Raw genomic sequence first — 16,243 nt, 5'->3', positions numbered from 1 at the left:
CAAAAATGATTAAATATATATTTAAATGAATAATAATACATTATAAAGGAGAGCAGCCACGTGAGCAATAATCCTTCCGAAAAAACGGGTTTCCAATTTCCGCACTCGTATGTATTGGATTTTTTCTTTCATCATCCTTGCCGCTTTTGCGTCTTTCTTGATCCCTTCAGGCAAGTTTGAACGGACGGAACAAGACGGCCGCACCGTGATCGCCCAGGGAAATTACAGCCCGTACTGACGCCGCACCCGCCGGGGGTATTTTCGCGTATTCAAAGCCGTATCGGAAGGAATGATGCAATCGGCCGACATCATTTTCTATATGATCATCCCGATTCCAGGCGTACTGATGGCGATGCTCGCGATTGCAGCATTCCGTACGACCGCTGGATCAAGTTCGTCTGGAAGCTGACCGCCGGCTGGCTGCTCGCGACCATCCATCGCGTTGATGACCGGGATGAAGTGAAAGCCCCTCCGGCTTTTCACTCGTTCCTTAACGTAACCTTAAATTTTCCCCGAGCCGTCCTTTTCACCCAAAACGGCCTTCCGCCTGAATTCAGGACTATTGAATCACCAACTGTCTTTTCGAAATACCATTCCCTTTTTTTCAATGTTTCCTCTGATTTCTCAAGATTTTCAGACAATTTTCGCGTATCAGAACTACTTTTCGGATTCCATTTATTTCATCTAAAGGTAATCCTTTTGTTATAGTCTTTTTCACCCAGTCAAACTTTTTGGGAATGCCTAAACCTGAAACAAAGCGTCCAAAATTAGGATTTATAACCTATTTCACAATGATTCTCCAAACCTTAAAATGAGTACTGTTGTTTCTATTTTGCAGAAGAAACTCAGAAAAAAGGAAATTATATAATCATAATTTCACTGTTTGACAAACAAAAAGACCGGGACTTGAGTAAGTTATACATCATAACGACGTCGGCCTTTTGTTGCATGACAATGAAAAAATAATAGAAAAAGGAGATAGACATGCGTAATAAAAAGTTTTATTTAATGTTGCTCTTGATGATCGTAGCCGTATTTTCTGCCGCATGCAGCGGGGGGAACAAAAGTGCAAGCGCTGACAAAGACGAAGCAAAAAAAGCGGATAACGCAGAGATCAAAATACTCAGCACAGAATATACGCTCCCTGATGATTCAACAACAAAATTAGCTGATGGTGAACTGATTTTAAAAGTGAAAGTGTCCGTAAAAAACACGGGAAAAGAGCCATTATCCGTCACCCGCAGATCGTTCAACCTTTATCATGGCGATTCTAAAGTGACTGATGTAAACATTTATGATGCTCAGAATGAAAGATTAACGACTGCAACGCTAAACTCCGATAAATCAGTCGACGGATATCTGTATTACCAAGTTGAAAAAGGGGAAAAGTATCAGCTCGAATATGCGCCTGAAACGTATGGCGACGAAAAAATCGAACCGATTGAATTTGAAATAGACGGCGGCAGCAGCGCCATGCTGGAGTCTGCTAAAAAGCTTGACGACCCGGCAAAAGCTTTGCTTGCTTATACAGACATCACGCTCTTCGGCAAGGATAATGAAGATTTCGAAAAATTGACCGGCGAAAACAAACGGGAAATCGTCACCGATTATATTGAGGGCGGCCAAAAATCCCTTATCAAGTCCATGGGCATCTATAATGAAGAAGATGTCGATAAAAAGAAACTGAACAAACTGATCAGCGCCATCCAAAACGCCTACAAAGATAAAGCGAAAGTCAAAGCGGTTACAAAAACGATGACCAGCGAAGAAGCAAAAGTCGAAGCAACCATTACACCAATCGACAGCTCAGATACGCAAAAAAGAGTCCAAAAGAGAATGGAAGAATACGTGAAAGACAGCGGTAAAAATTATATGTCCCGGGAAGAACTGATCAACCCTACCATCGATGCCATGGCGGAAGAGCTCAAAAAAGTGGAAACCGCCTCAAACGATAAAACCGTTGAAATCACGATGAAGAAGACGAAAGACGGCAAATGGCAGCTTGATCTTACTGATTATGATACCGAGGATTATTTCTCAAGCTTCTTTAAAAACTAACAGCAAAAAAAGCACCGAAAAAAGGTGCTTTTTTTGCTATCGTTTTTCAATGACAATAAAACAAGTGCTGTCAGGCAAAGAAGCTTCCTCCCCATTCACTTCTGTTAATTCAATTTTGGGAATGAGATGCTCCTCATACCCTGCTTGCAAATAATGCTCAAAAACAAGGATATTCGCACGTCCGCCCAGTTCTTTCTCAATACAGGCCCGATATTCAGAAGGCGTGAAATAGCCAAACTGCTCTTGGACTTCATGCGGATACGCCTCTTCCCCCCAAGTATATGTATAGAGAAATTCCATCGCATCATTGACATAAAGTACAGCCGCATCCTTCTCGATCTCAAGAATCTCTATCTGCCGTCCTTTAAAGTCACGGACATATCTTCTTAAGAAAGCCATTCCGTCTGGATCTTTAAAGCGAATCCGGACCACCGCCATCTTGTCCTCTGTCATAATGCCGTCTCTGATGATGATCCTGCCTTTTGGCCTCAGCACTTCAAACGCGCTTTTTAAAGCTTGGGAAATGACCCGGTGATTGAATTTTCTGCCCTCATAAGGAACGTATGAAAACAATTCGTGGAGAATCGATGAAAATACGATCGTATCGACGCTCTCCTTTTCGATATACTCCGGCAAATCCAGCGCATCGGCCTGCTTGACCTTCCACGGTTTATGCTCGCGGACCTTCCGTTTTTGCAGTTCTTCAATGACGTTGACCGATAGATCAATTCCGATCACTTCAGCCTCGGGGTGATACTCCGTCAGCAAATCGAGCATAACGCCTCCGCCTGCGCCGATATCGAGCATCTTTTCCCCGACGGCATAATCGGCAATCTTCTTTTTATAATCTTCAGCGCCATTCATATCTGACAAGTAAGCCTGCTCGTTTTGCAGGCGGTCAAATGAATCTTTCCGAAACTCAAAAAAGTCGTAAAGCAGTACGATCGCCCTTTCGTATAACGGCGATTTCTCAGCTTCTTGACAAAACTCAATCAGCTTCAGCCCGGCCTTTGAGAACGAAAAGGTGACACCGATGATTTCCGAAGCGGCGTCAAACGGCTGAACCGCTAAAGAAACGTGTTCATTAACAGGCGCCTCGCCGCGAAGCAGGTCTGTGACAGACATTTCTTTCAAATAAGCTTCAATAATCCGCTTTTTATAAATATTCGTATGCCGAACGCCTTGATAGTCGCGGTAAATATCCTTCATCAGCGGTTCAAAACTGATATGCCTGACAGACAGGGGATTGACGGAACGGCGGATGAGCAGGAAGATTTTGACGAACTCTTCAAAGCTGAAAGAGGACAGCGCTGACTCCACATACCATAAGTCGACCTGTCCAAAAAGCCGCCGCAGGGCGTTTTCTGCCGAGTGCTTTGTCAAATACGGCTCATAGCGGCTTCCGTCTTCTCCCATATCAATCGCTTGCTGGCGCAGCTTTTTCAGCCTTTCTGCAAACGGCAGCTCTCTTTTTCGCTCACCTTCCGAAAGCTGCGCCACGACCTCGCTCACATCGTGTTTGACCGAATCCCAAAGCGCAGCCGACACGCCGGCGATAATGCAGTTGTTCAAAACATACAGCACCCTCTTCATATCGATGTCCGCCTGTCCTGATGCTTCCATCCAATCGATCAGAGGCTCAAGCTGCCGGTATCTCGATTCCCCGCGAATGTACTGCCCCACAAGCCCGTGCGTCAAAATCAACAGGTAGACAAGCTCCTCCGTATCTTGCCGGTCAGCCAAAAACGGCCGGCTTCGGTTTGCATAGATTTGCGCTGAGCCGATGTTATGAATCGCGAGCTGAAACCCTTTGTCCCGCCATTCCTTTCTTTTATGAGGCTGCCCGCATTTCGCCGTCTCACTCCAGATAAGGACCTCTTCAATAATCGCCTTTTCCCTCTCCGGGATATCGGCTTGCTCTAATATGCAGAGCGTCTTTTCAACATAGAGAAGAACAGGATTGGAAGGCATCTTTTCCAATGAAGGAACGCGCTCCAGATTGACGTTTTTCTCCTCCGTCAAAAAAAGATATTTCAACCATTCGGCATGCCGCAAAACATGCCGGTCCCCATTTTTCAGTTTTTCGATTGCTTCCAAAGATTGCAGACGTCTCATGTAGCTTCCCTCTTTCTATTCTATAAGAACCATCATAGGGTAAATAGTTTCATATAGAAATAGGGCGAAATACACATAGTTTACAGCGTCTGTCCGCTGTCTGCGGTTATGATCTGCCCCGTCATGGCCTCCTGCTCAAGTACATCACAGATGAGCTTGGCGATGTCCTCAGGGGAAGCGAGCCGTTCCAAAGGCATCTGGCGGGTAAGCTGCATCATTTTTTCTTCCCTGCCTTCCCACCATCTCGTGGCCACTGCTCCCGGCGCTACGCTGGAAACCGTAATCTCCGGGGCAAGCGCATGAGCCAATGATTTCGTAAGACCGTGAACTGCCGCTTTTGATACGGCATACGGTAGCGAAGACCCTGATCCGGTCAATCCGGCAATGCTTCCGACGTTAACGATGGCACCACGGCCGTTTTTTTTCATCAGCGGGGCCGCCGCCCTTGCACAGTGGAACATCCCTTTGACATTGACAGCATAAAGCACATCCCAGACGTCATCCGAAGCGGCCTCCAAATCGTCAAGCTGAATATGCCGGGTGATGCTTGCATTATTGACGAGGAGATCGACAGTTCCGAACTCCCGTACGATCGTTTCAATCATATTCCGGACTTCATCGTCCCGGGAAACGTCAGCTTAAACGGCGATCGCCCGTCCTCCTCTTTCAGCGATCATCCGGACCGTTTCTTCCGCCTCCGCTTCTGAACGTGAATAGTTCACCGCAACCGCAGCCCCGCGCTCTGCCAGTTTAAGAGATACAGCCCGTCCGATTCCGGTGCCGCCTCCCGTCACGAGTGCCGTTTTATCTTGAATATCCATTTTGATCCGCCCCTTCCCCGGTTGTTGATGCAAGCTGTGCAATCCCATTTCCAAACGACCAGTTCTCTTTCACATTCTCTGTCACGATAATCATGACATCCTCCACCCGAATGCCTGCCCCGCTGTGCAGGTGTTCTGCGATGCGTCGATACAATGCCGGCTTTTTTTGGATCGGTCTTTGCTTCATTGTGATTTGAATATAAATCAGATCTTTCGTTCGATTGATGTTCATATAGCCCGGATCGAAGAAAAATTCTTCTTCATCGTGCTGTGTAATCACTTGAAAGTAGTCGTCTTCCGGCACATCGATCGTCTCTGTCATCGCCTGATGAACAGAGCGGCTGATCGTTCGAAGCTCTTCCTTTGTTCTGCCCTTTAATAGATCAATTCGGACAAACGGCATGTGATCATCCCTCCTCTTGTTTGATTTATAGTATATATTCCTTTTATGGTTTAGTATAATTGAATCATTTGAACGATATGTTCAATTTTATTGAACCCCATATCGGAGGAATTTGAACATGGATATGAAAGCAGTAAAGACGTTTCATAAAATCGTAACTTGCAAAAGCTTCATTCGGGCGGCGGAAGAGCTGAATTACGCCCAGTCCACCGTGACGATGCAAATTCAAAAACTCGAAACAGACCTCGGAGTCCGCCTGCTGGAAAGGGGAAAAACATTCAGGCTGACGGAAGCCGGCAGGCTCTTTTTTGATCAAAGCCGGCATATCGTCAAAGAGATCGAGCAGCTGCAAAACAACATGTCTGACTTATTGCTCGGTGAAGCCGGCAGCATTCGCCTAGGGGCGGTGGAACCGATCGCAAGCCGCCTTTTGCCCGGGATTTTGGGAGAATTTTTAGCAGAGCATCCAAAGATCCGGATATCCGTCGAAATCGGAAACTCGGCGCCGCTCGCGGAACGGCTTTTGCAAGGGAACCTCGACCTCGCCGTCTGCTCGACGCCGGCGATCGGAACAGACCTTTATTTTGAACCGCTTTTCGCGGAAGAGCTGACAGTGCTCTTGCCCGAAGGACACCCTGCGGCAGAACATGAGCGCGTCAGCTTAAAGGATCTCAGAGAGCATCGCCTGCTCATCACGGCCCACAACTGTACGTATCGGAAAAAAGTCGAAATCGCCTTTCAGGAATTGCCCGGGAGCCAAATGAACACAATGGAAGTCGGCAGCATGACCGCATTGAAAAACTATGTAGCCGCAGGACTCGGGATCGCCCTCGTTCCAAAAAGCATCGCGTCCTCCCCGCCTGCCGGAACTACGGTCCGCGACCTCATTGACAATCCGATTGCCATCAGGTTCGGCATCCTCTGCAAAACGTCGGCATTTCCTCTGAAGCACGCGGCAGCCAAGCTTTATCAATGTTTAAAAGAAAATCTTCAAAGACAAAAAAAGGACCTTCCGAATTGATCCGGAAGGCCCTTCCCAACCTTACGCCTAATTTAGCGGGATCGTTATTTGCACTTGTCCGCCCCCCGTCTCCGCATTCCTGATCACCAGATCGCCTTGATGCAGTTTTGCGACATTAAGGGCAAACGTAAGGCCGATTCCGTAATGTCCGTTTGATGTTCTGCTTTTATCCTCCATGTAAAAAAGCTGTGCCGCTTTTTTCAGCCCTTCAGGAGTAAAGCCATTCCCGCTGTCCGTGATCGTAAAAGTGAGGGAGTCTCGCCGGCAGGCTGCTTCAAAATAAACCTTCCCTTCGTCAGGCGAATGGTCGGCCGCGTTTGACAGAATATTCATCAGCGCCCGCTGAAGAAGCTGGCGGTCAATTGTTGCCTCTTGCGAATCAAGGTTGTGTTCTGTCCGCACGATTTCAACGCTTTTGCTTCCTATGTATGCCGTCATTTCCTGAATCACGCTGTTTACAAGCTCCTTCACTTGAACGCGTTTCAGATCGGCGCGGAACGCTTCCTCTGTTTTTGATATATGGATTAATTGATCGATATATTGCTCGATTTTAATTGCGGCATTCAGGATATAGCCGATATAATCGGACTGCTCCCCGCTTTGTGATGATAAACCCAGCAGTTCCGCATTTCCTTTAATAATCGTCATAGGGATTTTCACATCGTGAGCAAGCGCGCCGATTTGTTCGTTTTTCGATTTTTCCATGTGCCATTGCGCCTCAAGAGATGCCTGAAGGGCATTTTTCATCTCGATAAGAGATTCAATGACATCATCAAATTCCTTGAAATTCGAGTATTCCGGTGAAATATTCAGATTCTGTTCCTTGATTTGTTCCGTTATCGTGTTTAATTTGTCGAAATGCCTTTTTAATTGATTGGCAAAATGCGTTGTCACAATAAAAATGACCGTGATGATCAACATAACCAGGATGCAAATGCTCGTCAGCTCATAGTTTGGAAGATACTTTCTCAATAATGGAGAATGGAATTCAGCCCGCAAGGAATATTCCAAAACGCAATATTCGTCTTTTCGGTCGATGATCAGATAGCCTTTTTGCTTGAAGTTTACATACGGCTTGTTCTCTATTTTTTTCCTCACAATATATAAATCTTTCTCTTTTATCGTCCCCGCGGTTTTCCGCTTCGATTTCTTATCCAAAATGGCGTATGACATCGTATCCGGGATCATGCTGCCTGTTACCTGTTTTGCTTCCTGAAGCCGCGGTTTCAGCTTTTCCGCTTTATGTTCATTATCATTCGCCGGATCAATCAGACCCGCATTCATTCCCATTGTGTTGACAAACAGATACAGGGAGGTAACGGCGGCTAAACTTAAACATAGCGTGATCATGTATACAATCAGTTCTCTGCGCAGCGTCTTTTTTCTTTTCGTTATTCCCATTTGTATCCTACGCCCCACACCGTTTTAATGGGATCCTCATGATGTTCTTTGCATTTTTTTCGAATCGTCCTGATGAATTCGGTGATCGTAGAGTATAAAGCGTCGCCGTCCAACCCGTATACTTCTTCATAAATCTGTTCTCTCGAAAAGGTCCGGCCTTTATGTTGGGCCAGGAACTCGCATATTTTATATTCGTTTTTCGTCAGGTTTAATTTTTGACCGTGAATAAATACTTCCTTGCTGTCAAAATGAAACAAAAACCCGGAAATGAGCCGCCTTCTCTCGTGCTTCTCCCGATTCTCCCTTCTTAAATGCGCATTGACCCTTGCGCTAAGCTCGAGAACGCCGAACGGCTTCGAAATATAGTCGTCCCCTCCCGTCATGAGACCTTTTACGACTGCTTCTTCATCCGTCTTCGCCGTAAGGAATATAATCGGACAGTCTACGATCGGACGGATGAGCTTGCATAATTCAAATCCGTCAATGTCGGGCATCATGACATCGAGCAAAATCAAATCGTATCCTCCGAAAACGTCGAGAGACTCTCTGTTTATTCTATCCAGCGTATGAACCAGATGCTGATCCCGCCGCAAAATGTTTTGAATGAGGACCAGAATATCCTTATCATCGTCTACCGCCAAAATGTTCGCCACTTGCTAATCCACCCTTTATCACTATTCATTAGCCTTTCTTCCTTCCCAGGGGATAAACCATAGGATGCTGGTGATGAATACAGCCATTATAACAAACGTCATCATATATATTCCCGTATTCATTTCCCGGTCGAATAACGGCATATATTCGGCGTCGATTTTCCCAAAATAACGTATTCCGGAAAGGCCTGATAATCTGATGCCCCATGCCCACGGGTTGTATTTCCATATCACGTCGCCAAGCCCCGTATTCATCAGAGCCGTCATAAGAAAGCCGGCGCCTCCCAATAGAACGGACGCTCCTATTCCAAACACACAGCTGACCAAAAAATAGAGCATATACAATGTCACACATCCGGCGAACAGCCATGCCCCGCCTTCCCAAAAAAGAGCATACGGAAGATCGGGCACCTTTAAGACAAACGTCAGCCCGGCCAGGTAGACTGCAATCGCCAAAAAGACGGATGCCGCATTCATCATAAGGAGGAGGGCGATTTTACTGACATACGCAGTCAGCTTTACAGACGTTGCGCCCAGGAGCACTTGAAATTTTCCGGCATGCTCTTCGAGTTGGGCAGCCGTCCCGCACATGATGCTGATGAGAAACGGCAATGCAACCGCCATCAACGTCATATACGATTGATATAAATCAAACGGGCCCGGGTCTTTCGAATAGAAATAAAGCAGAAAAATCCCTGCGTAAATGAACGGAATCAAAAGGTGCAGCCACATAAAAGAGGTGCGCTTCGTTTTTTGGATATCTGCCCGCAGGCACCTCAAAAACAGCCTCACTTTATACCACCCCCCGTTGGTGAAAACGAACGTTTTGTCACGATCATCAAGACTGCAAACAACAGAGCCGCAAGCAGCACCGCCGGAGGAACGACCGCCCAGCTATGCAGGGGATCGCCATTCTCAAGCGGCAAGCCGTTCGGATGTATGCCGATCGCCGGACACATCATGCGGATCGACCAGCTCCACGGGTTTAACCACCATAAAGATTTCGAAGCCGACATAATGCCGAGAATCAAGCTGCCTAATAAATTGACCGTAACGGCAGCGGCAAATCCAAACCTTCTCGCGAGAAACAGACAGAACGGAATTTCCCAGAGCGTGGCGGCCCAAAGCAGCAGACTGGCTGTGATAATGGCCAAATTGACAGTCGCAAGTTGCGGAATAACAAACCCCATCATATACATGAAACCTAAAAATATGACTTGCGAAGCCAATGAATAAATTGCGATCACCGCCACTTTTGCATACCACATCGTTTTCAAGTCGACCGGTGCCGAAAAGACGCCGTTGTAGTTGGACGCTTTTTTCTCCTTTTGGTGTGATGATGCACACATCAATGCGATCATCATCGGCATAAAAATGATCGACCACCAGTTGAATGTACCCGTGACGAAAAAGCCGGCGTTCATCAAAAAGGAGAAACATATATTGATCAAAGGAACGGTGACAATGGCTTTCCTCGCAAACGCCCGTTTAAACTTCAGATGCTCTGCTTTTATGTATTGTCCGATCATTGATCTCCACCGTCTTTCTCACGGTTTGACTTTACGACTTCCATAAAGAGCCGCTCAAGATCGTCCTTCTTATCGATTTCCCCCTGGTACCCAAGGCGTCCTCCGCTGATGATGCCGATATGATCTGCGATTTGCTCCACCTCTGAAAGAATATGGCTTGATAAGATAACCGTGATCCCTTCCCGCGGAAATGACCTGATGAGCTCCCTCAGTTCCTGTATGCCGATCGGGTCCAGTCCGTTAGTAGGCTCATCCAGAATAAGCAGCTTCGGATGATTCAAAAGGGCAATTGCGATCCCGAGTCTCTGCTTCATTCCCATCGAGAACTGTCCCGCTCTTTTTTTTCCGGCATGGTGCATATCAACGGTTTTCAGCACCTTCTCGATTCTGTCATGTGCAAGACCCCTTAGTGTTGCGTGGACTTTTACGTTTTCATATGCGGTCAAATTGTCATAAAGAGGCGGATATTCAATTAAAGACCCTATATCTTGTAAAAAAGACCTTTTCCATGGATGGCCGTCAAAAAAGATCTCCCCTGACGTTGGTTTTAAAATTCCGGTCAGCATTTTCAGAGTTGTTGACTTCCCGGCGCCATTGGGACCGAGCAGTCCGTAAATGCTGTTTTTTTGAACTGTAAGCGAGACATCTGTCACCACTGTGCTTCCGCCAAATTGTTTTTTGAGATGTTTCGTTTCCAACAGGATGTTTCCCATGCCTTTTCCTCTCCCCGTATTTCTTTGATTTCGGAGCGGCTGCGCTCCACATGGTGTCATTTGATATTGTAAGATGCTTTTATCAAGATTTAATCAAGACTGGGAAAACGCAAAAAACCTTCCGATCATGTCGGAAGGTTTTTTGTATCATGAAGGCATCAGTTCAAGATGATGATCAAGGTCATCTTTTAATGCGGCTTCGATATCTTTAAAACGGTTCGAGACGGTCGAAGCGCTGACGCCGTACTTTTTCGCAAGCTTCGCCTGGGATACCGCTTTTTCCGATTTGGATATCGTATTGATGAAGTACTCCAATGCAGCCGCGAATGCCTCGGTTTTTTTAATGCTCGGGGATTTTTTGGCGCAATACGATTTCCATACGCCGATCGCCCAAGAAACGAACGTTTCGGGATGTCCCGCTTCAAGCATGCCTTTTTCAAGGACGAGCGCGGTTTCTCTTTCCATATCGTTCGCCCATTCGATCTCCCGGGGAGCAGGTTTTGATGCAGGCTCTTCTTTTTGGCAGAGCCTCATCAGCAGGCGATGAAAATCTTCCCTCATAAACCGTTCTGCTGCGCCGCCTTCACCCGTAAAGCGTTCCAGCTCTTCTGAAACCTTGCTTTTGATCGCTTCCGCCATCTTCCGCGGATAGATCGTAAATTGCAGGAAGAATTCCGTATGCCCGCCGAGCTGAATCGGAAAGCCGAGCACATACTCGCCGATGAAAGGCCCCTCTCTTTTCACGCTCATTTTGATCGTGACTTCTTTATTTGAGACCGCATCTTCAAAACGAACCGCACCATCGGCGATTTGCTTGACCTGCAGCAAAGCCGGCTCCAGATGCTTCCAGGATTGAACGGCTTCTTTCGTTTGCGATCTGAGGATGGCAGCGCCCTTTTGCCGCAAATAATCCTCAAAGATCGTCAGGCCGCCCTCTGCAAGCGGCTGGGAAAATACTCCCCACACTCCTAAATTAAAGACGCATATTTTTTGCGCCGATTCATCCAAATCTGACAGAAAAGAATATTGATTGAGAAATTGATCAATCGTTTGTTTATGTTCTGTAAACGCGAATTCCATAACATCTTTTTGAATCTGTTTCAGCTCTTGCACAACAACGGCCGGAAATTCCGCCTTCGTATTGCCGCAGCACTTTTTATATTTCAGCCCGCTGCCGCAAGGGCAAGGCATGTTTCTCTTCACTTTTCCCACGATTAAACCTCCGTATCATATACTACAACTTATATATTTTATCAAAACTTTGGAGAGTGGGAAATTGTTAATGAAAAAGAGAAGGATTTAGCGTAATCGTAAATTTTTTGAAATACGGCAAAAAATACCGTCCGATTTGAACGATGCTTTTTATCTCTTTATCTTTCGATATTCCAGAAAACCAATCACCAGCAGCACAAGACAGCATCCGGCCCACTGAATGGCAGTCAGGTGTTCGTTCAAAAACAAGACACCGAAGAAAATCGTAATTACCGGTCCAGCCATCGAAATGACGGCACCCCGTTCCGCTCCAATCCGCTTGATGCCTTCAAGCATGAGCATAAAAGGAATGACCGTCGTTACGACCGCCATGATGACGAACAAACCGTACAGTGAAGGATCGCAGGAAACAAGGTTGACCGGCTCGTCTCCGGCCGCTTGGACCCCCGTGTATCCGACCATCAAAACGCTCGCCGCTGACATTCCGTAAGCATTCATCCGAATGCCGCCGATCCGGTGGACAAGGCTGCCCGATACAACGAGATAGGCGGCATAAACGACCGCTGATAAAATAATCAAACACGCACCAAACAGATTCGCCTTGACCAGCTGTGAATCCCAGCCGCCGACAGCCAAAAACAGGCCGACGTTGACAAGAAGAATGGCGATGAGATCGCGCATGGGCATTATTTTCTTTTTCGCCAGTGCAGACAGGATCAATGCGAAAATCGGATAGCTCATCAAAAGCATCCGCTCGACAATCGCCGATACATAATGAAGCCCGATAAAATCAAGCAGCGGTGACAGAAAAAAACAAAGCAGACCTGCTGTGCAAGCTTGTATGATCTCCCTTTTTTGAGGTTTCGGCGGCAGCTTTGAACGATAAAGGAAACATATCATCCAAAACAGCGGCGCTGCAATCAATTGCCTGTATAATAAAACCGCAGTAGGTGATGCGCCTTGTTCATAAACCCATTTCACAAAAATGGATTTTGATGCAAAACACATCGTCCCAAATACCATAAAACATATCCCCGCAGCGGCCTGAACGCCGCTCTGCTCAACTACGCTCCCCTCAGCTCGTTTCATTTCTCATACTCATCCTTTATTCATCGATATGTTTTTTAATAAAATGCAGCAGCGTATTCCCCTGTGCCGTCAGGATGACGCCTTTTCCCGAGCATTTCGGACATGGAAGCCGGTCTTCCTCGCCGCTGCCCCCGCAATGCGGGCAGGTGATTTCCAAGTCGTCTGTTGCGATCACCACAATGTTCACCCCCATTTAATCTGACATGAAACGGCCACGTCGGCCAGTCTCCTTCCATGGCCATCACCTCCTTAAAAACACAAAAAACCCTCGCCACAAAAGGACGAGGGTCTCGCGGTACCACCTTTTTTAATCGCATCAACGATTCGCTTAGCAAACATACAGAAAAGGAATACCCCTTTTCGATATGTTTCTCTTAATAACGGAGAGAACATTCCGGCCCCGCCTACTTTTTCGTTTCAGCAGGGCGATTCAGAAGCCCATTCCGCGTCAGGGAGGTATCGGTTCACACCGGCCACCGACTCTCTTAAACCTTCGCCACTGACGCGTACTTACTCTTCCTCCACATCGTTTAGCCGTACATGATTTGTAAAAATTATCATACGCTACACATTGAAGGCGTGTCAATCTATTTTCGTTTTGGAACGGACTTTCAGGATGCAGGCGATGAATAAAGCGATGGCGATTAAGCCGAAGCCGTACAATCCATATAAATAGTCATGAACCCCGACATAAAGCAAGGGAAGGAAAAGGCTAAGACAAACGCCGATGAACACGGTATATAATACACGCAGTAAACCTTTATATTTCAGAGCCTCTGATTCCCGATCGGTATAAATCGCCGTTGTCTGAACCTGACTCGCATCAGCCGCAAAATAGTGCCAATTAAACAAACGGGTGACATGCCTCCAGCCGGCATCCTGAAAGATCCGTATATATTCTTCTTCATCCCGGTTTGATGTAGCTTTATAGTCAAGTCGATATACCGTTTCATTTGGCTCCGTTTTTTCAAATAAACAAACAAATAGAAATAACTTTTTCAGCATCCAGCCGTTCATTGCCATTTCACTTAGCCACTTTTCTTCGGCACGATCTTGCCAGGCTAAAAAGAAACGACATACATACTTTCTTTTTTTCATCATTCATTGCCGCCTCTCTTGTTCCTCAAAATGGATTTACTGACTGCCACCAATTTGGACAGACGCTTAAATTCAAGCTCTGCAACCGTCCAGCCTTCATTCGTTAAAATATATTGCTTTCTGCGGTCATCTCCCGTGCCTTCGGTCTTTTGAATCAGGCCCTGCTTTTCAAGCTTGTTAAGCGCCCCATAAAGAGTGCCTGGACCGAGCTTCACTTCCCCTCCGCTCATGCCGTCTACCTTCTGCATGATTCCATAGCCATGGAGCGGCTCGGTTAATGACAATAATATGTAGAACGTCGCCTGGGTAAGGGGCAAATAACGTTCCGGATTTGTTTTCTTCACTTTCACACCTCTCCATCAGCACGACGTTTATCACTTACAAACTTCATGAGCAATGCAGCCCCAGTCATATTACATAAAATACTGCCCCCACACACCATAGCCCACAATGCTCCGCTTGCCCCCGATAACATCATCAACATGAGCAGCGCCATCCCGGTTAGAACAAATGCAATTCCTGTGCGGTATAATCTCATTTTTTCACCTCCGGACTTTTATATCGCAAACCGATATATCGTATGACGATATAATAGCATATCATGTACGGAAAAACAAGGCAGACTCTGACGTTTAGTCTTCTGCCTGTGAGACGGAACGGGCAGAGTTGTTCAGGAAGCTTATTTAAAAGGTATGGACCACTCATGATTAGTTGCTTTTTTAGACTCAAATGAGTAAGATAAATGTATCGAATAACCAAGTAAAATTCTGCATTACACCCAAGTCAAAATGCAGTACAGCAGGAACATGACACACGTAAATTGCATTCCTTTTTTAGAAATGCATAAAATAAAAAAGACCCGACTGCGCCAACAGTCGAGTCATCATACACAAAGCGGCCCGTCAAGGGGCTTGCTCAGATAGCTCTACCGTAGACACTATCCCTTTCACTTGCCAAGGCTTAAGGGAGTGTCTATTTTTCTTTCTTAGACAACACGGCAATCAGCATGCCGAAAGCAATCATTATAGAGATTGTTTCGTATGTTGTCATGATGCATCACCCCCTTTCAAATGGGGATGAGCAAGAAACTCCCTCAAGCGAGCATATAGCTTTTGTGTACAATGAATATTTTACCATAACACTTCAAAAACTGAGATACCTTTCCATCTCGAAAAACAAAATATTGAGGCTGATGCAGGAACTAAAAAAGCCTTATCGCTGCGCAAAAAAATCGCCCCAAAGGAGAGCGATTTTTTTGGTCATGCTTGTAAAAAAGCAGCAACTATTCTGATTTCTTATTCCGCTCAGCAAACACCGCCATCGCGTCGCGCATAAATGCAGCTAAGCCTTCGCCGTATTGATCGATATTTTTTGTGAAGCGTTCATCATCGACATACATTTGCCCGATGCATTTGAATGTCTCAAGCGAAAAGTGATGGCCGGAATTTTGGTTTAAAAAATCATACCATTCTTGAATGGCTTCCTGTGCCTCCTCTGCATCAGGCGCACCGTTTCGAAGGCATGCGATTTTTCTGTAAATAGCGTCAAATTGCCGTTCCACCGCTTTCCGTTCGTCTTCAGACATGGCGGCCATATGGGCTTTCGTTTTGTCAATGGCTTCGTCTCCCCAGCGTTCGCGCGCTTCCGCTTCGTACGGGTTTTGGCTGAAATCGAAGCCCGCAAATTTTTCTTCATTTGTCATTTCTATTTCCCCTTTCGTAAATTGTATCGTTTTATCGATCGTCTCAATCATTTGGTCCAGCCGCTTTCGTTTTTCAAGCAGCATTTTCCGGTGCATGTGAAGCGCTTCATGCCGGTCAAAAGACGGATCCTCGAGAATGGTTTTGATTCTTTTCAAAGGGAAGTCGAGCTCTCTAAAAAATAAGATCTGCTGCAGCTTTTCCAGATCGTCATCTGAATAAAGCCGATAGCCCGATTCAGTCGTCTCCGACGGAATCAAAAGTCCGATTTCATCGTAATGATGGAGTGTGCGCACACTGATGCCGACCATATCGGCAACCTCTTTCACCTTTAGTTTCATAATCTGACCTCCCTTTGATATTGACTATAAAGTATCACGCAACGTGAGAGTCAATGCTTTTAAAAAAAAAAAAAGCAAGCCTCGGCCTG

18 protein-coding genes, 1 pseudogene and 1 other annotated feature are annotated in these 16,243 nt (G+C 46.1%); of the genes and pseudogenes, 2 read left to right on the top strand and 17 right to left on the bottom strand.

Translation table 11 applies throughout. The annotated features are described in order from the left end of the window. Window positions 1-315: 315 nt before the first annotated feature. Window positions 316-483, bottom strand: coding sequence for a hypothetical protein (locus MHB78_RS02215; RefSeq protein ID WP_157759321.1), 168 nt, complete (start codon window positions 481-483; stop codon window positions 316-318). A gap of 501 nt (window positions 484-984) precedes the next feature. On the opposite strand from MHB78_RS02215, the gene MHB78_RS02210 reads away from it, so the two are divergent. Then, window positions 985-2,058 (top strand): DUF5105 domain-containing protein, encoded by a 1,074-nt coding sequence (locus tag MHB78_RS02210; RefSeq protein WP_046129020.1) that lies wholly within the window; start codon window positions 985-987, stop codon window positions 2,056-2,058. A 36-nt stretch (window positions 2,059-2,094) separates the two neighbouring features. On the opposite strand, the gene MHB78_RS02205 is transcribed toward MHB78_RS02210, so the two are convergent. From MHB78_RS02205 to MHB78_RS02195, 3 genes and pseudogenes are all read right to left on the bottom strand, one after another. Beyond that, entirely contained in the window at window positions 2,095-4,173 is a 2,079-nt protein-coding gene (locus MHB78_RS02205; RefSeq protein ID WP_046129021.1) for a class I SAM-dependent methyltransferase, read from the bottom strand. A gap of 80 nt (window positions 4,174-4,253) precedes the next feature. Further along, window positions 4,254-4,994, bottom strand: a pseudogene (locus MHB78_RS02200) (SDR family NAD(P)-dependent oxidoreductase). Next, window positions 4,978-5,397 carry a tautomerase family protein gene (locus MHB78_RS02195; RefSeq protein WP_046129022.1) on the bottom strand — a complete coding sequence of 140 codons (420 nt, stop codon included), beginning with the start codon at window positions 5,395-5,397 and terminating at the stop codon, window positions 4,978-4,980. Before MHB78_RS02195 ends, MHB78_RS02200 begins: the two are co-directional and overlap by 17 nt. A 118-nt stretch (window positions 5,398-5,515) precedes the next feature. Between MHB78_RS02195 and MHB78_RS02190 the strand changes: the two genes are divergently transcribed. Next, window positions 5,516-6,418 carry a LysR family transcriptional regulator gene (locus MHB78_RS02190; RefSeq protein WP_046129023.1) on the top strand — a complete coding sequence of 301 codons (903 nt, stop codon included), beginning with the start codon at window positions 5,516-5,518 and terminating at the stop codon, window positions 6,416-6,418. Window positions 6,419-6,445: 27 nt separating this feature from the next. Here MHB78_RS02190 and MHB78_RS02185 read toward each other — a convergent pair whose 3' ends face one another. From MHB78_RS02185 to MHB78_RS02125, 13 genes are all read right to left on the bottom strand, one after another. After that, the gene (locus MHB78_RS02185) at window positions 6,446-7,819 is read right to left on the bottom strand and encodes a sensor histidine kinase (protein WP_046129024.1); all 1,374 of its coding nucleotides are present in this window, start codon (window positions 7,817-7,819) and stop codon (window positions 6,446-6,448) included. After that, window positions 7,810-8,472 carry a response regulator transcription factor gene (locus MHB78_RS02180; RefSeq protein WP_046129025.1) on the bottom strand — a complete coding sequence of 221 codons (663 nt, stop codon included), beginning with the start codon at window positions 8,470-8,472 and terminating at the stop codon, window positions 7,810-7,812. The genes MHB78_RS02185 and MHB78_RS02180 overlap by 10 nt, the downstream gene beginning before the upstream one ends. Before the next feature lie 21 nt (window positions 8,473-8,493). Beyond that, window positions 8,494-9,264 (bottom strand): lantibiotic immunity ABC transporter MutG family permease subunit, encoded by a 771-nt coding sequence (locus tag MHB78_RS02175; protein ID WP_046129026.1) that lies wholly within the window; start codon window positions 9,262-9,264, stop codon window positions 8,494-8,496. Continuing rightward, a complete protein-coding gene (locus MHB78_RS02170) occupies window positions 9,261-10,001 on the bottom strand; it encodes a lantibiotic immunity ABC transporter MutE/EpiE family permease subunit (protein ID WP_046129027.1) in 741 nt (246 codons plus the stop codon). Before MHB78_RS02170 ends, MHB78_RS02175 begins: the two co-directional genes overlap by 4 nt. After that, entirely contained in the window at window positions 9,998-10,714 is a 717-nt protein-coding gene (locus MHB78_RS02165; protein ID WP_046129028.1) for a lantibiotic protection ABC transporter ATP-binding protein, read from the bottom strand. The genes MHB78_RS02170 and MHB78_RS02165 overlap by 4 nt, the downstream gene beginning before the upstream one ends. A 147-nt stretch (window positions 10,715-10,861) precedes the next feature. Continuing rightward, window positions 10,862-11,926: an SEC-C metal-binding domain-containing protein gene (locus MHB78_RS02160; protein WP_046129029.1), complete on the bottom strand. Its 1,065-nt coding sequence runs from the start codon at window positions 11,924-11,926 to the stop codon at window positions 10,862-10,864. A 150-nt stretch (window positions 11,927-12,076) separates the two neighbouring features. Next, the gene (locus MHB78_RS02155; protein WP_046129030.1) at window positions 12,077-13,015 is read right to left on the bottom strand and encodes a DMT family transporter; all 939 of its coding nucleotides are present in this window, start codon (window positions 13,013-13,015) and stop codon (window positions 12,077-12,079) included. A gap of 16 nt (window positions 13,016-13,031) precedes the next feature. Beyond that, window positions 13,032-13,193, bottom strand: a complete 162-nt coding sequence (locus MHB78_RS02150; RefSeq protein WP_046129116.1) for a tryptophan RNA-binding attenuator protein inhibitory protein — start codon at window positions 13,191-13,193, stop codon at window positions 13,032-13,034. 96 nt (window positions 13,194-13,289) lie between these two features. Beyond that, window positions 13,290-13,548 (bottom strand) — a binding site (T-box leader). Window positions 13,549-13,597: 49 nt separating this feature from the next. Continuing rightward, window positions 13,598-14,116: a DUF2812 domain-containing protein gene (locus MHB78_RS02145; protein WP_046129031.1), complete on the bottom strand. Its 519-nt coding sequence runs from the start codon at window positions 14,114-14,116 to the stop codon at window positions 13,598-13,600. Next, on the bottom strand, window positions 14,113-14,457 hold the full coding sequence (locus tag MHB78_RS02140; RefSeq protein WP_046129032.1) for a PadR family transcriptional regulator: 345 nt from the start codon (window positions 14,455-14,457) through the stop codon (window positions 14,113-14,115). Before MHB78_RS02140 ends, MHB78_RS02145 begins: the two co-directional genes overlap by 4 nt. Window positions 14,458-14,459: 2 nt before the next feature. Continuing rightward, window positions 14,460-14,651 carry a hypothetical protein gene (locus MHB78_RS02135; protein ID WP_046129033.1) on the bottom strand — a complete coding sequence of 64 codons (192 nt, stop codon included), beginning with the start codon at window positions 14,649-14,651 and terminating at the stop codon, window positions 14,460-14,462. Window positions 14,652-15,085: 434 nt separating this feature from the next. After that, a complete protein-coding gene (locus MHB78_RS02130; protein WP_128748380.1) occupies window positions 15,086-15,163 on the bottom strand; it encodes a putative holin-like toxin in 78 nt (25 codons plus the stop codon). A 232-nt stretch (window positions 15,164-15,395) separates the two neighbouring features. After that, complete coding sequence (locus tag MHB78_RS02125; RefSeq protein ID WP_046129035.1) at window positions 15,396-16,154, bottom strand: MerR family transcriptional regulator; 759 nt, start codon at window positions 16,152-16,154, stop codon at window positions 15,396-15,398. Between the last annotated feature and the right edge of the window lie 89 nt (window positions 16,155-16,243).

Source organism: Bacillus sp. FSL K6-0138, from assembly GCF_037982765.1.
Lineage (GTDB): Bacteria > Bacillota > Bacilli > Bacillales > Bacillaceae > Bacillus > Bacillus glycinifermentans.
The sequence above is the reverse complement of the archived record's forward strand: the minus strand, read 5'-3'. Positions and strand labels throughout refer to the sequence as shown.

What these genes read in the sequence shown, in the direction of transcription:
- MHB78_RS02205 (WP_046129021.1), bottom strand. Translation starts at nt 4,173, where the DNA reads ATGAGACGTCTGCAATCTTTGGAAGCAATCGAAAAACTGAAAAATGGG.
- MHB78_RS02165 (WP_046129028.1), bottom strand. Translation starts at nt 10,714, where the DNA reads ATGGGAAACATCCTGTTGGAAACGAAACATCTCAAAAAACAATTTGGC.
- MHB78_RS02125 (WP_046129035.1), bottom strand. Translation starts at nt 16,154, where the DNA reads ATGAAACTAAAGGTGAAAGAGGTTGCCGATATGGTCGGCATCAGTGTG.
- MHB78_RS02190 (WP_046129023.1), top strand. Translation starts at nt 5,516, where the DNA reads ATGGATATGAAAGCAGTAAAGACGTTTCATAAAATCGTAACTTGCAAA.
- MHB78_RS02155 (WP_046129030.1), bottom strand. Translation starts at nt 13,015, where the DNA reads ATGAAACGAGCTGAGGGGAGCGTAGTTGAGCAGAGCGGCGTTCAGGCC.
- MHB78_RS02210 (WP_046129020.1), top strand. Translation starts at nt 985, where the DNA reads ATGCGTAATAAAAAGTTTTATTTAATGTTGCTCTTGATGATCGTAGCC.
- MHB78_RS02185 (WP_046129024.1), bottom strand. Translation starts at nt 7,819, where the DNA reads ATGGGAATAACGAAAAGAAAAAAGACGCTGCGCAGAGAACTGATTGTA.
- MHB78_RS02135 (WP_046129033.1), bottom strand. Translation starts at nt 14,651, where the DNA reads ATGAGATTATACCGCACAGGAATTGCATTTGTTCTAACCGGGATGGCG.
- MHB78_RS02130 (WP_128748380.1), bottom strand. Translation starts at nt 15,163, where the DNA reads ATGACAACATACGAAACAATCTCTATAATGATTGCTTTCGGCATGCTG.
- MHB78_RS02170 (WP_046129027.1), bottom strand. Translation starts at nt 10,001, where the DNA reads ATGATCGGACAATACATAAAAGCAGAGCATCTGAAGTTTAAACGGGCG.
- MHB78_RS02195 (WP_046129022.1), bottom strand. Translation starts at nt 5,397, where the DNA reads ATGCCGTTTGTCCGAATTGATCTATTAAAGGGCAGAACAAAGGAAGAG.
- MHB78_RS02145 (WP_046129031.1), bottom strand. Translation starts at nt 14,116, where the DNA reads ATGATGAAAAAAAGAAAGTATGTATGTCGTTTCTTTTTAGCCTGGCAA.